The following is a 17979-nucleotide window of genomic DNA, read 5'->3' on the forward strand; positions in this document are numbered from 1 at the left end:
CTAGGCCGCTCGGGTGTGGGCGTCTAATCGCTGTCGCCGATGGAGTGATCGATACGCTCTATCAATGCTCAAGCATCGGTCTTTCAGGCGGTTGCGGGTGGCAAAAAGTGCTGCGCTTCGGCAAAACAGGCTTCGGCCAGGGCCGAGCGCGGCGCGCTGCGGCGCAGGATCAAGCCCAGTGGTGCGAGCGTGTGGGCGTCCTCGATGGGCGTCAGCGCCAGGTGTTCGGTGAACTCCGCCAGGCCGCTGTTGAGTGGCATGATCGCGCAGCACAGGCCAGCGCTGACGGCTTGCAGCAACTGGTGCACGGCATCGGTTTCCAGCCGTGGGCTGGGCGTCAGGCCACGCGAACGGAAGCTGTGATCAATCGACTGGCGAAAGTGCATGCCCGCCGAGAGCAGGCCCAGCGGCAGCTCGATCAGACTCTCCCAGCGTAGGGCCGGTCGGGTGAACTGGAAGTGCCGGCGGTCGTACAGCAGGCCCATACGCGTTTCGGCCAGCTCCAGGCTGTCAAAGTGCTCGCGGTCCAAGCGGTCGAGGTAGGACAGGCCGAGGTCGAGCTGATTACGCCCGAGGCGTTCGAGGATCTGCTCGCTGCTCAGGGCAAACAGCTGGAAGCGCAGCCCAGCATGCTGCTCAGCGAAAAACTGCACCAGGCGCATCGGATCGAAGCCGGCCAGCGGCACCACACCCAGACGCAAGGTGCCGACCAGCTGGCCACGGCAGGCGGCCGCTTCCGCATACAGGCCGTCATGCGCGGCCATCAGGCTGCGCGCCCAGGCCAGAATACGCTCGCCTTCGGCGCTGAACCCCTCGAAGCGCTGACCACGACGCACCAGTTCCAGGCCCAGCTCGTCTTCCAGCTGGCGCAGGCGCATCGACAGGGTCGGCTGGGTGATATGGCAACGGGCGGCTGCCTGGCCGAAGTGACGGGTTTCATCCAGGGCGATAAGGAACTTCAGCTGTTTGATATCCACGATGTGTCCTTAAACCCTGAGTCTGGCGATTCTAGCAGGCGCCTGATGGGTATCTGACGCTGAATCGGCCCTGCAACGCCAGCGCCGTTGTCACGAATCCGGGTCTAGACTTCGGGCTCCGGGCAGCGTTGCCCGGCCACTTTCCAAGGAACAAGAGGACGCCTTATGAGTCTGTTTGCCTTTGTCAAAGAAGCTGGTACGAAACTCTGGGAATCACTGGTCGGTCAGGAAGCCCAGGCGGCCGAATCGCTGACGGCGCACGTTGCCAAAGTGGGGCTGGGTAACCCGAATATTCAGGTCAGCGTCGAAGGTGAGAAAGTTATCGCCCGTGGTGAAGTGGCCAGTCAGGAAGAGAAGGAGAAAATCCTGCTGGCCCTGGGTAACGTCGCCGGTGTGGCCGAAGTGGAAGACCATATCAGCGTGGCCACGCCGGCCCCGGCGGCGCGCTTTGTCACGGTGAAGAAGGGCGACACCCTGAGCGCGATTGCCAAGGCCGAATACGGTAACGCCAATGCCTACCCGAAAATATTTGAGGCCAACAAACCGATGCTCAGCCACCCGGACAAGATCTATCCGGGCCAGGTGTTGCGTATTCCTGAGTAATAAACGACTTACTTGTCGGGCGGCTGCAATGGCCGCCCGATGCGGTTACAGCCCCTGCAACAACTCCCGGTAATCCTCCACGGCAGCAAATTCCTCGGTGTCCTTCGGTCCCGCCTGGCTATCGGGTTGGCGTACGGCGAGCAGGTGGCCGATGCCAAAGCGCCCGGCGCTGCGCAGGATCGGCAGGCTGTCATCGATAAACAGGCTGCGAGCCGGCTCGAAGCTGATGTCCTGCTGCAGGGCGTGCCAGAACTGCTGATCTTCCTTGGGGAAGCCATAGTCGTGGGAGCTGATCAGCCGGTCGAAGTAGGGCGCCAGTTCGATGCGTTCGAGCTTCAACGACAGTGAATCGCGGTGCGCGTTGGTGATCATCACCACCTGCTTGCCGGCTTGGCGCAGGGCCTTAATGAAGGTGTCGGCGTCTGGGCGCAGGGCGATCAGGTGCGCCACTTCACGCTTAAGGTCGCGGATCGACAGCTTGAGCTCGCGGGTCCAGAAATCCGTGCAATACCAGTTCAACGTCCCGGCGTGCTCGCGAAACAGCGGCAGCAATTCGGCATCGGCAAGCGCACGGCTGATGCCATGGTGCTCGGCATAACGCTGCGGCAGGTGCTGCAACCAGAAGTGGTTGTCGAAGTGCAGGTCGAGCAGGGTGCCGTCCATATCCAGCAGGACGGTGTCGATGGTGTTCCAGGGCAAGGCGGGCATGCGAGGTCTTCAGGCTGATGCGCAGGGGCGCGATTTGCGCCGTGGGCGTCGTGATCGCGCAATCTCCTACGCAGATAATAGGAAGTCGGGTAGCCCCGGATCATTACTGATCCGGGGCCCCCTAAGAACCGTACGTGCGAGTTTCCCCGCATACGGCTCAAGCTTACATAAAGCCAGCGTAGGCTGGCCGGCAACTATTTACGTGCGACCTTAATACTTCAAGCCGCTATATCGCAGAGCCACTTTAAGTTGCTGGCTGTGTGCCAGCGCATGGCAGTTGGGGTGAAGCAGCGCACGATTGCTCAGATTGTCCGATCCACCGTCCACCCGTCTGATGACGTGGTGGTCGTGCCAACCGGTTTCCTTGCTGATCGCTTGCCCGCAATGGGCGCAGAGCCCTCGCTGTCTGCGAAAGATGCTGAGTATCTGTCCCCGGTAACGCAGCTTATGCTGCATCCGTTGAACTCTCAGCGCCTCCCACTTCAACTCGTGCTGAGCATCATAAGGATGATAATCACCCGGCAGACGCTTGTGGCGCACGATTGCGGTGTCCGCCAGCGTGTATAGCTGACGATGTTGCTTTTCTCCCTTGCCATTCTTAAAGGGGTACGCAAACACCCAGTTCCGACTACCTATTGATTGGAAGTATCGCTTCCTAATCCATTCGGCGGACTTTCTTGGATGCCTTCGTTTCGCCCATCTCCATAGTCGCCAGTGGATCAGATGATCCAGCCGGCTGAAGATTTGCTTTGCCACGACTGGTGAGTGGTATTGCGCCCACCCTTTCAGTACCGGGTTCAGTTGACCGATCAACGCTTCCTGCGTCATGGCTCCGCTGTTTTTGATGATCTCACGCACCTTCCGATAAAACGCCGAAGCGTTCTTCTTTGATGGTTTGATCAGCAGCTTGGCCTTCCTGTGAGGCGATTTCGGTACATATTTCCTGAAATGCCACCCGAGAAAATCAAATCCGGTCGTGATGCTGGTTATCCGGGTTTTTTCCTGAGACAGCGCAACCCCTCGTGCAGACAGAAATTGCTCTACCCAGGACTTGATCTCGATCTCTAGGAACTCTTTCGAGTCAGCCAAAATCACGAAATCATCCGCATAGCGCACCACGTGAACTCTTCTTTTCCTGGCAGCCCCTATCCCAAGTTTCTTGGCTAAATAGGCTTTGAGTTGAGTTTCGAGGCCATTCAAAGTGGCATTAGCCAAACAGGGCGAAATGATTCCGCCCTGTGGCGTCCCGGCCTTCGTGGCCATGAGTTGTCTCCGGTCGACTACCCCGGCTTTCAACCATTTGCGCAGCACCGTCCTGTCCATGCAGACGTTTTGGCACAGCCACTCATGGTTGATATTGTCGAAGAACCCTTTGATGTCCCCTTCCATAACCCACGCAGGCCCATAGGAAGGTGCCAGCAGGTGGAACAGTTCAACCATTGCGTCAGCGGTCGATCGGTCAGGCCTGAAGCCAAAACTTTTCGGATCGCTGGTGCTTTCCACAACAGGTTCTAGCGCTTGAAGAAATAATGCCTGCATGGCCCGATCCAACATCGTCGGGATGCCCAGCGGGCGTTTCTCCTGCTTACCTGGTTTCGGTATCCATACTCGCCGTAGCGGTTTGGGCCGATAACCTCGTTGTTTCGACAGACTTCCCACGGCACGGAGTTTGGCCTGGGGCGACCCCCAAGTTTCTCCGTCGACTCCCGGCGTCTTGCGACCCCGATTTTCCGTGACTCGCCTTACAGCCAAACAGCGGCCATAAAACGAGTGGGTCAGCATCCGTTGCAGGCGTTTAACCTTGCGCCAGTTACCTTCCAGTGTTGCCTGCGCAATCTTTAGCTGCGTTTTCCGAACAGAGCGCTGAATGATGGCCCAATCGAGATCATGCCAATTCAGTGCTGTGCTGGAGGGCGCAGCCGTAACCAGTAGTTCTGGTTGCGTTTTCATACAGTCCTCCCGAGGTCATGCGACATTCAGGACGGACTACTCCCCTAGGGGCAGTAATCCACCCCTAGGGTTGCTTTGTTTTCGCTGGAATCAGCGGTTAGTCATGCGCTCGTAAACCAGATGCATGTCAGCCAGAGTTGCCTCTGCTGATAATGTTTCAATCGGTATGCCACCCATTACAGGCAGCCGTTCGCTTTTTGCATCCTCCTATTCCCCACATTCATCAGCGCCCTTGCGGTTTGCCTGCCTTGCCTGTTTAACCAGCAAGGCGAATGGTCGGGATTGCCACGTTCTCCGAGTCACATCAATTCCCCGTGTAGGCTTCGTCTTTCCCCCGGCAGTTTTTAGGTATCGCGCCCCTTCAGCTCACAGGGACGACCAACTGCGTTGCCATTTTGGCTGAGGCCAATAATTGCCGTAGGCCCATCCATAGTTACGAGGGTTCGGTCGACGATTCACATGTGTTAGCCATGCGGGTTAGGTCACTAGCCTCCATACGTCCGTGCAATTCGGACATATCACGCGCGCCGTCACCGGAGCGTGTTTCTCGCGAAAGAAGAGACATTGTTAATCGGGCTTCACACCCCAGGGTTGGACCCCGGCGCATGCCGATCTAGTGAACTGATGGATACACATCAGGCTCGTTACTCCATGAACAATCAGAGTTGAGCAATGTGATTCGGAACTAGCGTTCCGTGCTTGGTCAATGCACCTCCTACGTCTCTCGACGGTGGCGAGGGGCCTTAATAGCCAAGCGCCAGAAAGGAAGTGCCCAAGGGGCAGACTTCCCCTATGGGTTTGACATATTTAGTAACAATCCAGTCTGGCCGGAAAGCTACCTGAGGCTCTAATTGCGCCGATTTCAATGTCCTTTTGGACCCAAAATGGCACATTTCTTTAACCGATCAACAGAAACGCAAGCGCGCCATCAACCGGAATAGTGCTGGAAAGCCCAGCTGCATTGACTGCTTTTTCAGGCTTCAACCCTTTGATACAAAGGGTTTTGGTGCCAAGGCGCAGTGGCCAGACCAAGCACGACACGTCATCGTGTCGCACAAGCCGCGTTATGATAACCCGCTATGTCCTGCCCAGGAGCCGCCCCATGCGCCAGAAACCCACCGTACTCGCTCGCGAAATTGTCGCCAGCAGCCGCCTGTTCCGCGTTGAGGAGTTGCAGTTGCGCTTCAGCAACGGCGTGGAGCGCACCTATGAACGGCTGGTGGGCAAGGGCGCAGGCTATGGCGCGGTGATGATCGTGGCGATGGCGGATGCCGAGCATGCTCTGCTGGTCGAGGAGTATTGCGGTGGCACCGATGACTATCAGCTGTCGTTGCCCAAAGGCTTGATTGAGCCGGGTGAGGATGTGCTGGACGCGGCCAACCGCGAGCTTAAGGAAGAAGCCGGGTTTGGCGCGCGCAAGCTTGAGCATCTGGCTGAGCTGAGCCTGTCGCCAGGCTATATGAGCCAGAAGATTCAGGTGGTACTGGCCTGGGACCTTTATGAAGAGCGTTTGCCCGGTGATGAGCCGGAGCCGATGCGCGTCGATAAAGCCAATCTGCGTGAGCTGTCGAGCCTGATCCAGCAGCCGCAATTCACTGAGGGGCGTGCTTTGGCGGCGTTGTACCTGGCCCGCGATGTGTTGACCCAGCGTGGGAGCTTTAAACCATGAGCCACCCTCTGATTCCGGCGGTGATTGAGCTGGTGCGCCAGGCTGGCGCGGCGACGCTGCCATTCTGGCGCGCCGATGTCACGGTGAATGAGAAAGCCGATGCCTCGCCGGTCACCGCTGCCGATATGGCCGCGCACCACATCCTTAACGATGGCCTGCTGGCGCTGGCGCCGGATATTCCCGTGCTTTCCGAGGAGGCCGCGGATATTGCCTTGAGCGAACGCGGGCAATGGAGCCGCTGGTGGCTGGTCGATCCGCTGGATGGCACCAAGGAGTTTATTGCCGGCAGCGAGGAGTTCACCGTCAACGTCGCGTTGATCGAGCAAGGGCGCGTGGTGTTTGGTGTGGTCGGTATTCCGGCCACCGGCCAGTGCTATTACGGCGGTGCTGGCCTGGGTGCGTGGCGCGCCAATGCGGCGGGCGAAAGCGAGGCTATCAGTGTGCGTCTGGCCCCGCAGGAGGCCTTTACCTTGGTGGCCAGCCGCCGTCATTCCAGCCCGGCGCAAGAGGCGTTGCTGGCAGGTTTGAGTGAGCGTTTCGGTGATCTGCAACTGGCCAGCGTTGGCAGTTCGTTGAAGTTCTGCCAGTTGGCCGAGGGTAACGCCGATTGCTACCCGCGCCTGGCACCGACCTCGCAGTGGGACACGGCAGCGGCGCAGGGTGTGCTGGAAGGGGCGGGCGGCGAGGTGCTGACGCTCAAAGGCGAGGCGTTGACTTATGAAGCGCGCGAGTCCTTGCTCAATCCGTATTTTCTGGCCCTGCCAGCGGCCGCTGCCTGGCGCGCCGAGCTGATTCAGTTGGCCCGCGCGCTGGATTAAGCAGCGAATCTGCCGTTACGTGGCAGGTTGCAATCGCTGCTAAAGCCCCTCCTACAAATCGCGGCGCGACATGTGCAGCCCGTAGGATGGGTTAGCCGCAGGCGTAACCCATCACTGACGCTTAATCGAGCATATCGCCGTAGCGTTCGTCCTTCTTGAACACCAGTGGCTGGGCAAAGCCCGGCACCGTGATCTGCTGCGGATTGATGTCAATCTGCTGGTCGTCGATCAGGTCGTTACCGAAGTTGTAGATAATCCCCAAATCGCCCAGCAGTGCTTGCGCATCATAGGCCTGGGCGGCCGCGCGAGTGGCCTCGCGGCGTTGCAGGTAGGCGCTAAACGCCGCCTCGCCATGACGCTTGCGCAACATCCGCTCGGCTACATGCGGTGCCAGCAGCAGGGCGCTGGCGTTGTTGCCGCCAAAACCCTTGGAGTTGATAAAGCACATGTCCAGCTGTTCGGGCGCACGCGTACGGTCGGTGGTGGCAAAGCTCAAATGCTGCTGGTGCACGTCCTCGGCCACTGCATCGATGGTCTTGATCCCCGGAATGATGCCGTACTTGAAGCTGCCCAGGGCGGAGATCACCTGATCGCCACTGGCGGTGGCCAGGGAGTGACCAACAAAGGCTTTAACGGCGGTGACTGGCCACTGCTCAATAGCAAAGGCGCTGGCAATGCGGTCGAGGATGACCGATTCGGTCACCCGGTTAGCCGGCGTGCTGGAACCGTGGGCATGCACAAAGCTGCGCTCACGCACCGCATCGATACCGAGCAGTTGCACGGCGCTGGCCACGGCCTTGGCCACGGTCAGGTAGTTGCCCGGACCGGGCGCAGAGATGGATTTTTTGAAGCCATCGGCGTTGATAAACACATCCGGCACGGCGCCATGGATGTCGGCGCCCAGCTCCAGAGCCAGCTCATCGTCCATCAGCACCACGAACTGGCAGGCTTCGGCCAGGGTGAAGCCGCAGTTCTCGCCAAACGGGCGGCTGGCGCGGCGGAAGTCGGCCTGATCTTTGCCCTCGATCTGGCGCAGGCCATCCTCGGTCGCCAGGGCGCCCATGGCGCCGTAACCCTCGATGCATTCCTGAGTGATCGGCGCTTCGCTGTTGCCGACGATGGCCACCCGCGCCTTGCCCGAACTGATCAGTTCGATGCCTTTTTGCAGGTTATAGAGGAAGGTGGCGCACGCGCCGGTGACGCTGCCGGTGCTGCCGACGCTGCCCAATACATAGGCGTTGATAAAGTCCGCCGGCATGGTGTTGAGGCCCAGCGCCAGCTGTTTAGCGGTAACCCGGCCGCCCTTGAGGCGTGACTGCATCAGGCCGCCGAAACCGTTTTCATCGAGCTGGCTCATGACGCTGCCGGCAAACACGGCAACTTCGTCTGGCGCCACGCGCTGCATGATGGTCTGCCACTCAATACCGGTGGCGCGCAGGGCATCGGTAACGCCGACGATGGTCATGGCCAGGCCACGCGGGTGGAAGCGCGCGTTGTACAGCTCGCTCGGCTCGAAGCCGGTGGGCAGCTGGCCGGCGGATTTCACCGGCAGGGCGCGGTAACTGTCGACCTTGAACTCGCAGTTGTCATGCAGAGTGACCAGCACTTCAGTGGCGTTCAATTCGTCCACCGCCCAATCCGACGGCAGCGGGTCCGGCAGGTGTTTACGCAGGGTGATAAAGCTCAGCGGCTGGCCCGCGGTGGCGCTGATGTCGATGGTCTTTTGCCAGTGCGCGGCGTCGGGGTCCAGGTGCTGCTTCTCGATGCGTCGCACCAGGGTCGAGGCGAGAATCTGCTCGGCGAAGCGCTTGTCGATTTCGGCCAGGCTGAGTGGGTTGCCGGCGTCATCCTGATAGCCGCCGTCGACTACCTTGACCAGTTTCATCATCACCGCCAGGCCAGCCAGGGTTTGCTGGCGTGCTGGCGTGTCCATGCATTCCAGCACGGTGCGGCGGAAACCATGGTGGAAGGAGCTGCGCCCGGCCGCGTTATAGCCACCAAAACCAACGATCACAGGTAAACGTGAGGTCACTCGATAACTCCTTGAAAAGATGACGGCGGACAAGCGGAGATAAGGCTATGGCTGCTTGTCATGCTGCTGGCACGCTCTGCGACGGGGATTGCTCCGCGCTTTAGCGCCCAGCATGGCTGAACGGGTGCCTATGGTGACGTGGTTACTGACTTGCAAGTCACGGTTTCGACCAAGGTAGCGCATCCTTAAAACCTTACCGCTGCTATGGTTTCTCCAGCCCAAGGTCCTGCTGGAGAACAACAATGCACAGCGTCAATCCTTACGAATACGGCATGCCGCGCGATGCGGCAAATTTTCAGGCGCTCAGCCCATTGGGCTTTCTTGAGCGCGCCGCCAGCGTGTACCCGCAGCGCTTGGCGCTGATCAATGGCAGTCTGCGCCAAACCTGGGGTGAAACCTACACCCGCAGTATTCGTTTAGCCTCGGCCCTGGCCCAGCGCGGTATTGGCTTGGGCGATACCGTTGCCGTCATCGCGCCGAACGGCCCGGCGATGTTCGAAGCGCATTTTGGCGTGCCGATGTGCGGCGCTGTGCTGAATGCCATCAATACCCGTCTGGATGCCGAAGCCATCGCCTTTATCCTGCAGCACGGCGAGGCCAAGGTGCTGCTGGTGGACAAGGAGTTCGGCGAGCTGGCCCAGCGTGTGGTCGGCCATTTGCCGCAACCGCCGCTGGTGATTGGTATTGATGACCCGGAATACGCCGACGGCCTGCTTATCGGTCAGTTGGATTACGAGGCGCTGCTGGCCGAAGGCGACCCGGACTATGCCTGGCAAATGCCGGCAGACGAGTGGCAAGCGATCTCGCTCAACTACACCTCCGGCACCACCGGCAACCCGAAGGGCGTGGTGTATCACCACCGCGGTGCGCACCTCAATGCGCTGTCCAATGCCATGTGCTGGGACATGAGCCGCTTCCCGGTGTACCTGTGGACGCTGCCGATGTTCCATTGCAACGGCTGGTGCTTCCCCTGGGCGCTGGCCGCCTATGTCGGGGTCAATGTGTGCCTGCGCCATGTGCGCGCCGAAGCGATTTATCCGGCGATTGCCGAGCATGGCGTCGACCATTTCTGCGGCGCGCCGATCGTACTGAATATGCTGGCCAACGCCTGTGATGAGCTGAAGGCGCTGAAAACTCAGCCGGTCAAAGTACTGACCGCGGGTGCTGCACCACCCGCTGCGGTAATCGAAGCCATGGAAGCCCTGGAGTTTCGTGTCACCCACGTTTATGGCCTGACCGAAACCTACGGCCCCAGCGTGGCCTGCGAGTGGAAAAACGAGTGGGACAGCGAAACTCCGGAGCAACGCGCGCGGCTGAAATCTCGCCAAGGCGTGCGTGCGCCCTTGCTTGATGGCCTGATGGTGGCGGATCCCGATACCCTGCAGCCAGTGCCGAAAGACGGTCAGACCATCGGCGAGATCATGATGCGCGGCAACGTGGTGATGAAGGGTTACCTGAAGAACCCATCGGCCACCGCTGAGGCTTTTGCCGGTGGCTGGTTCCACTCGGGCGACCTGGCGGTGTGGCACGCCGATGGCTATGTGGAGATCAAGGACCGCAGCAAAGACATCATCATCTCTGGTGGTGAGAATATCTCCTCCATCGAGGTAGAAGATGTGCTGTACCGCCATCCGCTGATCCTTGAGGCCGCCGTGGTGGCCATGGCTCATGCCAAATGGGGCGAGACACCTTGCGCCTTCGTCACCCTCAAACCAGGTGCCGAGCTGACGACCGAAGAGGTGGTCGCCTTTTGTCAGCAGCGTCTGGCGCGCTTCAAAGTGCCGGGTTGTGTGGTGTTTACCAGCCTGCCGAAAACCAGCACCGGCAAAGTGCAGAAGTTTGTGTTGCGTGAACAGGCCAAGGCCCTCGCCGAGCAACAAGCGGTGGCCTGAAAACCTGCCGGCGTTTCGCTGCGTTAAACATGGCTTTTGCCTCAGCGCTTCAAGCCCTCGCGACCGGAGGAGGGCTTGAAGGCGCTTGTTACAGGTTTAAACGGATAACGAGTTGAGAAACTAAATGCCATTCACTACTATTTGGCAACTTAACTCGTCTATACCAAGAGGCAGTCTATATGCAGGTTAGTAAGCGTCTGTTAGCCGCACTTTCTCTCACGGCGTTAGCCGGAACCGTGCAGGCCGCTGATGAAGTGGTGGTTTACTCCTCGCGTATCGACGAGCTGATCAAGCCGGTGTTTGACGCCTACACGGCCAAGACCGGTGTGCCGGTCAAGTTCATCACCGACAAGGAAGCGCCGCTGATGGCGCGCCTGAAAGCCGAAGGTGAAAACACCCCAGCCGACATGCTGCTCACCGTGGATGCCGGCAACCTCTGGCAGGCCGAGCAGATGGGCATTCTGCAGCCGGTTACCTCGCCGCTGATCGAAGCCAATATCCCACCGCAGTACCGTTCTTCTACAGGTGCCTGGACCGGCCTGTCGCTGCGTGCGCGGACCATCTTCTACTCCACCGAGCGGGTTCAGCCGAGCGAGTTGTCGACCTATGAAGCCCTGGCCGACGCGAACTGGGAGGGCCGTCTGTGCCTGCGTACCAGCAAGAAGGTTTACAACCAGTCGCTGACGGCCACCCTGATCGAAACTCACGGTGCAGAGAAAACCGAAGAAATCGTCAAAGGTTGGGTCAATAACCTCGCCACCGACGTGTTCGCCGATGACACAGCGTTGCTGCAGGCCATTGATGCGGGCCAGTGCGATGTCGGCATCACCAACACCTATTACTACGGGCGCTTGCACCAGCAACAGCCGGATCTGAAAGTGAAGCCATTCTGGCCTAACCAGAATGACCGTGGCGTGCACGTCAACCTCGCCGGTGCCGGCATTACCAAGTACGCACCACATGCCGACGCGGCGCAAAAACTGCTGGAGTGGATGACCACCGAAGAAGCCCAAGCCCTGTTCGCCGGCATCAATCAGGAGTTCCCAGCTAACCCGAAAGTGCCCGCTTCCGAGGAAGTGCAGGCCTGGGGCAGTTTCAAGGCTGATGCGATCCCGGTTGAAGTCGCCGGTAAGCGCCAGGCAGAAGCCATCATGCTGATGGATCGCGCCGGCTGGAACTGATTCAGTTTCAGCGTAACGCTGCAGTTATACTCGACGCCCCGGCTTAGCCCGGGGCGTTGTGTTTTAGCTGTCGAGTAACCTGTTCGAGGATTTTGCGTGGCCCATCCCGCCCAGCGCCGTTGGTATCCCATCGCTTTTGCCGTTGCTTTGCTGGTACTGCTGCCGTTGAGCGTGCTGCTGTTCAGCTGGCATGAGATTGACCAGAAAATCTGGGCACACCTGTGGCAAACCCAGCTGCCACGGCTGCTCGGTAATACCCTGGTATTGGTGCTGGGGGTAGGCGTTGGGGTGACGCTGCTCGGCGTCAGCCTGGCCTGGCTCACCAGCCTGTGCGAGTTTCCGGGGCGCCGCTGGCTGGACTGGGCGCTGATGTTGCCGTTTGCCATTCCCGCCTATGTGCTGGCGTTTGTGTTTGTCGGCTTGCTGGATTTTTCTGGGCCGTTGCAAAGTCTGCTGCGCGAGTGGTTTGGCAGTGCTGTGCGCTTCCCGCGGGTGCGTTCCACTGGCGGGGTGATCATCGTGCTGGTGCTGGTGTTCTATCCCTACGTTTACCTGCTGGCGCGCAATGCCTTCCTGGCTCAGGGCAAGGGGTTGATGGAAGCCGCGCGGGTGCTCGGCCTGAGCCCTTGGCGCGCCTTCTGGCGGGTTGCCTTGCCGATGGCGCGTCCTGCCATTGGTGCCGGTCTGGCCCTGGCGATTATGGAAACCCTGGCGGATTTCGGCGCGGTATCGGTGTTTAATTTCGATACCTTTACCACCGCCATCTATAAGACCTGGTATGGCTTTTACAGCCTGACCAGTGCCACTCAGCTGGCCAGCCTGCTGCTGCTGGCGGTGATGCTGGTGTTGTATGGCGAGCGCCGTGCACGTGGTGCCGTGCGCCCGACGAATGAGCGCCCGCGCGGTAAAGCGCTCTATCACCTGCATGGCGGTAAGGCGCTCGCGGCCAGCGCCTGGTGTGGCCTGGTGTTCGCCTGTGGCTTTGTTATTCCGGTGTTGCAGCTGGTTGTCTGGTTTTGGCAGCGCGGGCGCTTCGATCTGGATGAACGCTACAGTGCCTTGATTCTGCACACCCTTTACTTAGGCGCGCTGGCGGCATTGATCACGGTGAGCGTGGCGCTGCTACTGGCTTTCGCTCGGCGTTTGGCACCGACTCGGCTGATGCGCTCAACCGTTGGTTTGGCCAACCTAGGCTATGCATTGCCCGGCTCGATGCTGGCGGTGGCGATCATGCTGGCGTTCAGTTATCTCGATCGCGAATTGGTGATTCCGCTGTCCAGCTGGCTCGGTGGCGCGGGCAAGCCGGTGTTGCTGGGCAGCCTCTCGGCCCTGTTGCTGGCCTACTTGATCCGCTTTATGGCGGTGGCCTATGGACCTCTGGAAAACAGCCTGGCGCGCATTCGTCCGTCGCTGCCTGAGGCCTCGCGCAGCCTGGGGGTTGGCGGCTTCGGCTTGTTCTTCAAGGTGTACCTGCCCTTGCTGGTGCCGGGTGCGTTGTCGGCGGCGCTGCTGGTGTTTGTTGATGTGCTCAAGGAAATGCCCGCCACGCTGCTGATGCGACCCTTTGGCTGGGACACCCTGTCGGTACGGGTGTTTGAGATGACCAGTGAAGGCGAGTGGGCGCGTGCGGCGCTGCCGGCGCTGACCCTGGTTGTGGTGGGTCTGCTGCCGGTCATTCTGCTGATCCGTCGCTCGGCGCGGCGCTTAGGCTAGGGTGGCTTAGTCGGGTAGCGGCGTAACCCGCCAGGCGCCTTCAGTACAGCCAAGACCCAGATGACCTCCTCGGGTGTTGCGGCTACAATGCGCGCCATTCGCAGCGGCCCAGCCTTTTATAGCCTGTGTTGGTGCCCTTTTTTAGGGGCCTGCCGGGTTGCCGCTGCACTGCCCAGCCCACAAGGAGATACTTATGGGACAGCGCACACCGCTCTACGACTTGCACCTCGCGTTGGGTGCCAAGATGGTCGACTTCGGCGGTTGGGACATGCCGTTGCACTATGGCTCGCAGGTCGAGGAGCACCACGAGGTGCGTCGCGACTGTGGGGTCTTCGATGTGTCGCACATGACCGTGGTGGATGTCAGCGGCAGCCAGGCCAAGGCCTACCTGCAACACCTGCTGGCGAATGATATCGAGCGCCTGCAAAGCATCGGCAAGGCCCTCTACAGCCCCATGCTCAATGAGCAAGGCGGGGTGGTGGATGACTTGCTGGTCTACCTGATGGACTTTGGTTACCGCGTGGTGAGCAATGCCTCAACCCGCGATAAGGACCTGGCCTGGATGCGCCTGCAGAGCGTCGACTTCGATGTGCAGCTACAAGAGCGCAGCGAGCTGGCCATGTTGGCGATCCAAGGGCCGCATGCGCGCAGCAAGACCGCCGAGCTGGTCACGTCATCCCGCGCCAACCTGATCCAGAGCCTCAAGCCTTTTGAAGGTCAGCCGGACGGCGACTGGTTTATCGCCCGCACTGGTTACACCGGCGAGGACGGGTTGGAAATCATCTTGCCGGCTGAGCAAGTGGTGGCCTTTCTCAATGACCTGGTCGGGGCGGGTATTTCGCCGATTGGCCTCGGTGCGCGCGACACCCTGCGCCTGGAAGCCGGGCTGAACCTGTACGGCCAGGACATGGACGAAAGCGTGACGCCGCTGGTAGCCAACATGGCCTGGACCATCGCCTGGGAGCCCGCCAGCCGTGGCTTTATCGGCCGTAGTGCGCTGCTCAAGCAAAAGGTTGAGGGCGTTAGCGCCAAGCTGGTTGGCCTGGTGCTGGAAGAGCGCGGCGTGCTGCGTGCCCATCAAGTGGTGCGGGTTGAAGGGATTGGCGAGGGCGAAATCACCAGCGGCAGCTTTTCGCCAACCCTGGGTAAATCGATCGCCTTGGCCCGCGTGCCGGCGGCGACCAGTGAGCGTGCCGAGGTGGAAATTCGCGGTAAGTGGTACCCGGTGCGGGTGGTCAAGCCGAGCTTTGTGCGTAACGGTAAAGCCCTGATCTAACCCCTGATTTGGCCACGGATGGTCGAGAGCGTCTGCGCGGCTGCGCTTCGCTAGGTTTTTAAAGACTTTCTTTCGGTATGGCCAAGGCCTGCTAAATTTCCATGACGGCGTGGTCGCCGTCATGCCAGATGAGGAACGACACATGAGCACTATCCCCGCCGATCTGCGTTACGCCGCCAGCCATGAGTGGGCGCGCCTGGAAGCCGATGGCAGCGTTACCGTCGGTATTTCTGATCACGCTCAAGAAGCCTTGGGTGATGTGGTGTTTATCGAGCTGCCGGAAGTCGGTAAAACCCTGAATGCCGGTCAGGAAGCGGGTGTGGTGGAATCGGTCAAGGCCGCCTCCGACATCTACGCGCCGGTTTCTGGTGAAGTCATCGCGATTAACGATGGCCTGTCCGACAGCCCGGAAAGCGTTAACAGCGACCCTTACGGCAGCTGGTTCTTCAAGCTCAAACCAAGCGATGCTGGTGAGCTGGATAAGCTGCTAGATGCCGCTGCCTATAAAGCAACGGCTGACAGCGACGCCTAAGCCCTCGCGTTTAGTTGAAAAAAAGCCCCGCCTAGCGGGGCTTTGTCGTTTCTGGAGCCAAATTTAGTGGGCGCTTAAAGCGGTTACAGCCGCCCGTTTGCCCGGCTTGTACGGCCGAGTCGAAAGTTAGCGTTTCCACTAAAACTGACTAGTCTGATGACTCATGTCACAAGATGGTTACTCGCCCAGCCCATAGTAAAGGCTTGGCTAGATATCTGTGTTTCAGCTTCTGTGTGCTGGGCTTTGCCGCCTTGAATGGTTTCCAGGGTGTATAGGGGCATTGCTGCCGCGTTTCTGGCAAAAGATGAAGGAGGCGGTTTGATGATTGGACGCACGAATAAACAATTGAAAATGCGCGTGCTGATGGTCGATGACGACCTGGGTAGTCCCAACAGCATGCGCGGCCGGGTGCTGACTGAGTTGGTGGACGAGTTCCACAGCCGCAACACCGAACTGGTCAAGGCCACGTCCTACGAGGATGGGCTTGCCGCAGTGATTTCCGATGCGGCCCTGCATTGCATTTGTGTCGATTGGACCCTGGGTAAGAACGACGCCACAACTCACGCCCAGGCGCTTGAGCTGCTCCGTAGCATTCGCCAGCGTAACGAAAATGTACCGGTGTTTCTGATGGCCGACCGTGATGCGAAAAAAAGCATCACGGTGGAGGCCATGGAGCTGGCGGACGAGTTTGTCTGGATGCTTGAGGACACGGCGCCGTTTATCGTTGGGCGAGTTGTTGCGGCGATCCAGCGACCTGGAACACCTGCTGCCGCCCTTCACCGATGCGCTGATCCGCTACACCCTGAAAGAAGAGCATTCATGGGCCGCTCCGGGTCATCAGGGGGGTATCGCCTTTACCAAATCGCCAGTGGGGCGGGTGTTCTTCGACTTCTTCGGCGAGAACCTGTTCCGCGCCGACAGCGGTATCGAGCGCGGTAATCTCGGTTCGGTGCTCGACCATAGCGGCCCTGTGGGTGACTCCGAGGCCTATGTGGCGCGGATATTCGGCTCCCATGCCAGCTATTCGGTACTCAACGGCACCTCCGGCTCCAACCGTGCAATCTTTATGGCGTGTGTGGGCGAAAACCAATACGCCTTGTGTGATCGCAACTGCCACAAATCGATTGAGCAAGGCTTGGTGCTCACTGGCGGTCTGCCGCTGTATATGACGCCCACGCGTAATCGCTACGGGATTATCGGGCCCTTGCTGCCGAGCCAGTTTGATCAGCAGCGTATCGCGGCGGCTATCGCTAGCTATCCCCTAAAATCCCAGGCCAAAAGCAGCAAGCCGGTGTATGCGGTGGTCACTAACTGCACCTACGACGGCATGTGCCTGCACGCCGAGCGCGCTGAAGGGCTGTTGGCGCAGAGCAGCGATCGCATCCATTTCGACGAGGCCTGGTACGGTTATGCCCGCTTCAATCCGCTGTACCAAGGGCGCTACGCCATGCGTGGCGATCCGGCTCAGCATCAGCCCGACGCCCCCACGGTGTTTGCCACACACTCCACTCACAAACTCTTGGCGGCGTTGTCGCAGTCCTCGTTTATCCATATTCGCAATGGTCGCAACCCGGTTGAGCACAGCCGCTTCAACGAGTCCTTTGTGATCCAGGCCAGTACCTCGCCGATGTATGCGTTGTTTGCTTCTAACGAGGTCGGCGCGGCGATGATGGACGGCAAGGGCGGCCTTAGCCTGACCCAGGACTCGATTCGTGAGGCGGTGGATTTCCGTCAGGCCCTGGCCCGTACGCACCGCGAATTTGCCGGTCGTGGCGACTGGTTCTTCCAGCCGTGGAACGCACCGCAGGTCACTGACAGGCAGACAGGCAAACGGGTTGATTTTGCCGACGCCGACGCCGAGCAACTAGCCTCAGACCCCGGCTGCTGGGAGCTTGAACCAGGCGCCGAATGGCACGGTTTCGCCGGGCTGGAAAAGGGCTGGTGCATGCTCGACCCAATCAAGGTCGGCATCATGGTGCCGGGGATGGGCACGGATGGTGATCTGCTGGCGGAGGGCATTCCGGCTCCCGTTCTTGGGGCCTTCCTCTATCGCAACAATATTGTGCCGTCACGCATCACTGACTTCATGGTGCTGTGCCTGTTCAGCATCGGTGTGACCAAGGGCAAGTGGGGCACGTTGATCAATGTGCTGCTGGCCTTCAAGCGCCACTACGACAACAACGCTGCGCTGGAGCGGGTGCTGCCCGATCTTGTGGCCCAAGCGCCTGAGCGTTATCGCGGCATGGGCTTGCGTGACCTCAGCAACGAGATGTTCGAGTACATGCGCAGTAGCCGCATGGACGCCCTGCAGGCTGACGCCTTCGGCAATCTACCGCTGATCGAGAAACCCCCGCGCGAGGCGTTTCAGGCCTTGCAGGCCGGCGAGGCGGAGTTGTTGCCGCTCAGTCAGGCCGCTGGTCGGGTCACAGGGGTTGGCATCATGCCCTATCCGCCGGGGATTCCGATTGTGATGCCGGGCGAGAATCTGGGTGCGTTGGATGGCCCTTGGGTTCGTTATATCCAGGCGTTGCAGGACTGGGGGAATAACTTTCCCGGCTTTGAGAAAGAAGTGGAAGGCGCCGTACACAAAGACGGCGACTACCACTTCTGGTGCCTTAAATAGGGATT

General features: G+C 59.8%; 13 protein-coding genes and 1 pseudogene. 10 read left to right on the forward strand and 4 right to left on the reverse strand.

The window, feature by feature from the left end; genetic code table 11:
* Nucleotides 1-83 precede the first annotated feature (83 nt).
* Entirely contained in the window at nucleotides 84-977 is an 894-nt protein-coding gene (locus N1078_RS05010) for a LysR family transcriptional regulator (RefSeq protein ID WP_274087102.1), read from the reverse strand.
* 165 nt (nucleotides 978-1142) lie between these two features.
* On the opposite strand from N1078_RS05010, the gene lysM reads away from it, so the two are divergent.
* Nucleotides 1143-1580, forward strand: coding sequence for a peptidoglycan-binding protein LysM (gene lysM / locus N1078_RS05015; protein WP_160013665.1), 438 nt, complete (start codon nucleotides 1143-1145; stop codon nucleotides 1578-1580).
* Nucleotides 1581-1625: 45 nt separating this feature from the next.
* Here lysM and yrfG read toward each other — a convergent pair whose 3' ends face one another.
* Nucleotides 1626-2288, reverse strand: coding sequence for a GMP/IMP nucleotidase (gene yrfG / locus N1078_RS05020; RefSeq protein ID WP_274087103.1), 663 nt, complete (start codon nucleotides 2286-2288; stop codon nucleotides 1626-1628).
* Between the two features lie 210 nt (nucleotides 2289-2498).
* Entirely contained in the window at nucleotides 2499-4238 is a 1740-nt protein-coding gene (gene ltrA, locus N1078_RS05025) for a group II intron reverse transcriptase/maturase (protein ID WP_274087104.1), read from the reverse strand.
* 1102 nt (nucleotides 4239-5340) lie between these two features.
* Here ltrA and nudE point away from each other — a divergent pair.
* Together nudE and cysQ are read left to right on the forward strand one after the other, a co-directional pair.
* Nucleotides 5341-5907, forward strand: a complete 567-nt coding sequence (gene nudE, locus N1078_RS05030; protein ID WP_274087105.1) for an ADP compounds hydrolase NudE — start codon at nucleotides 5341-5343, stop codon at nucleotides 5905-5907.
* Nucleotides 5904-6725, forward strand: coding sequence for a 3'(2'),5'-bisphosphate nucleotidase CysQ (gene cysQ / locus N1078_RS05035; protein WP_274087106.1), 822 nt, complete (start codon nucleotides 5904-5906; stop codon nucleotides 6723-6725). The genes nudE and cysQ overlap by 4 nt, the downstream gene beginning before the upstream one ends.
* Nucleotides 6726-6846: 121 nt before the next feature.
* On the opposite strand, the gene N1078_RS05040 is transcribed toward cysQ, so the two are convergent.
* Nucleotides 6847-8757, reverse strand: a complete 1911-nt coding sequence (locus N1078_RS05040) for a beta-ketoacyl synthase (RefSeq protein WP_274087107.1) — start codon at nucleotides 8755-8757, stop codon at nucleotides 6847-6849.
* Between the two features lie 242 nt (nucleotides 8758-8999).
* Here N1078_RS05040 and N1078_RS05045 point away from each other — a divergent pair, with 242 nt between their 5' ends.
* From N1078_RS05045 to N1078_RS05075, 7 genes and pseudogenes are all read left to right on the forward strand, one after another.
* Nucleotides 9000-10649, forward strand: coding sequence for an acyl-CoA synthetase (locus N1078_RS05045; protein WP_274087108.1), 1650 nt, complete (start codon nucleotides 9000-9002; stop codon nucleotides 10647-10649).
* 179 nt (nucleotides 10650-10828) lie between these two features.
* Nucleotides 10829-11830, forward strand: coding sequence for an extracellular solute-binding protein (locus N1078_RS05050; RefSeq protein WP_274087109.1), 1002 nt, complete (start codon nucleotides 10829-10831; stop codon nucleotides 11828-11830).
* 96 nt (nucleotides 11831-11926) lie between these two features.
* Nucleotides 11927-13543, forward strand: coding sequence for an ABC transporter permease (locus N1078_RS05055; protein ID WP_274087110.1), 1617 nt, complete (start codon nucleotides 11927-11929; stop codon nucleotides 13541-13543).
* A gap of 193 nt (nucleotides 13544-13736) precedes the next feature.
* A complete protein-coding gene (gcvT, locus tag N1078_RS05060; protein ID WP_274087111.1) occupies nucleotides 13737-14819 on the forward strand; it encodes a glycine cleavage system aminomethyltransferase GcvT in 1083 nt (360 codons plus the stop codon).
* 142 nt (nucleotides 14820-14961) lie between these two features.
* The gene (gene gcvH / locus N1078_RS05065; protein ID WP_274087112.1) at nucleotides 14962-15351 is read left to right on the forward strand and encodes a glycine cleavage system protein GcvH; all 390 of its coding nucleotides are present in this window, start codon (nucleotides 14962-14964) and stop codon (nucleotides 15349-15351) included.
* 396 nt (nucleotides 15352-15747) lie between these two features.
* A pseudogene (locus N1078_RS05070) lies at nucleotides 15748-16044 on the forward strand (Orn/Lys/Arg decarboxylase N-terminal domain-containing protein); the annotation flags it as partial.
* 43 nt (nucleotides 16045-16087) lie between these two features.
* Nucleotides 16088-17974 carry an arginine decarboxylase gene (locus N1078_RS05075; RefSeq protein WP_274087113.1) on the forward strand — a complete coding sequence of 629 codons (1887 nt, stop codon included), beginning with the start codon at nucleotides 16088-16090 and terminating at the stop codon, nucleotides 17972-17974.
* Nucleotides 17975-17979 lie beyond the last annotated feature (5 nt).

Source organism: Pseudomonas sp. MIL19, from assembly GCF_028680365.1.
Taxonomy (GTDB): domain Bacteria; phylum Pseudomonadota; class Gammaproteobacteria; order Pseudomonadales; family Pseudomonadaceae; genus Aquipseudomonas; species Aquipseudomonas spirodelae.

What these genes read in the sequence shown, in the direction of transcription:
- lysM (WP_160013665.1), top strand. Translation starts at nt 1,143, where the DNA reads ATGAGTCTGTTTGCCTTTGTCAAAGAAGCTGGTACGAAACTCTGGGAA.
- nudE (WP_274087105.1), top strand. Translation starts at nt 5,341, where the DNA reads ATGCGCCAGAAACCCACCGTACTCGCTCGCGAAATTGTCGCCAGCAGC.
- N1078_RS05050 (WP_274087109.1), top strand. Translation starts at nt 10,829, where the DNA reads ATGCAGGTTAGTAAGCGTCTGTTAGCCGCACTTTCTCTCACGGCGTTA.
- cysQ (WP_274087106.1), top strand. Translation starts at nt 5,904, where the DNA reads ATGAGCCACCCTCTGATTCCGGCGGTGATTGAGCTGGTGCGCCAGGCT.
- N1078_RS05045 (WP_274087108.1), top strand. Translation starts at nt 9,000, where the DNA reads ATGCACAGCGTCAATCCTTACGAATACGGCATGCCGCGCGATGCGGCA.
- gcvH (WP_274087112.1), top strand. Translation starts at nt 14,962, where the DNA reads ATGAGCACTATCCCCGCCGATCTGCGTTACGCCGCCAGCCATGAGTGG.
- yrfG (WP_274087103.1), bottom strand. Translation starts at nt 2,288, where the DNA reads ATGCCCGCCTTGCCCTGGAACACCATCGACACCGTCCTGCTGGATATG.
- ltrA (WP_274087104.1), bottom strand. Translation starts at nt 4,238, where the DNA reads ATGAAAACGCAACCAGAACTACTGGTTACGGCTGCGCCCTCCAGCACA.
- gcvT (WP_274087111.1), top strand. Translation starts at nt 13,737, where the DNA reads ATGGGACAGCGCACACCGCTCTACGACTTGCACCTCGCGTTGGGTGCC.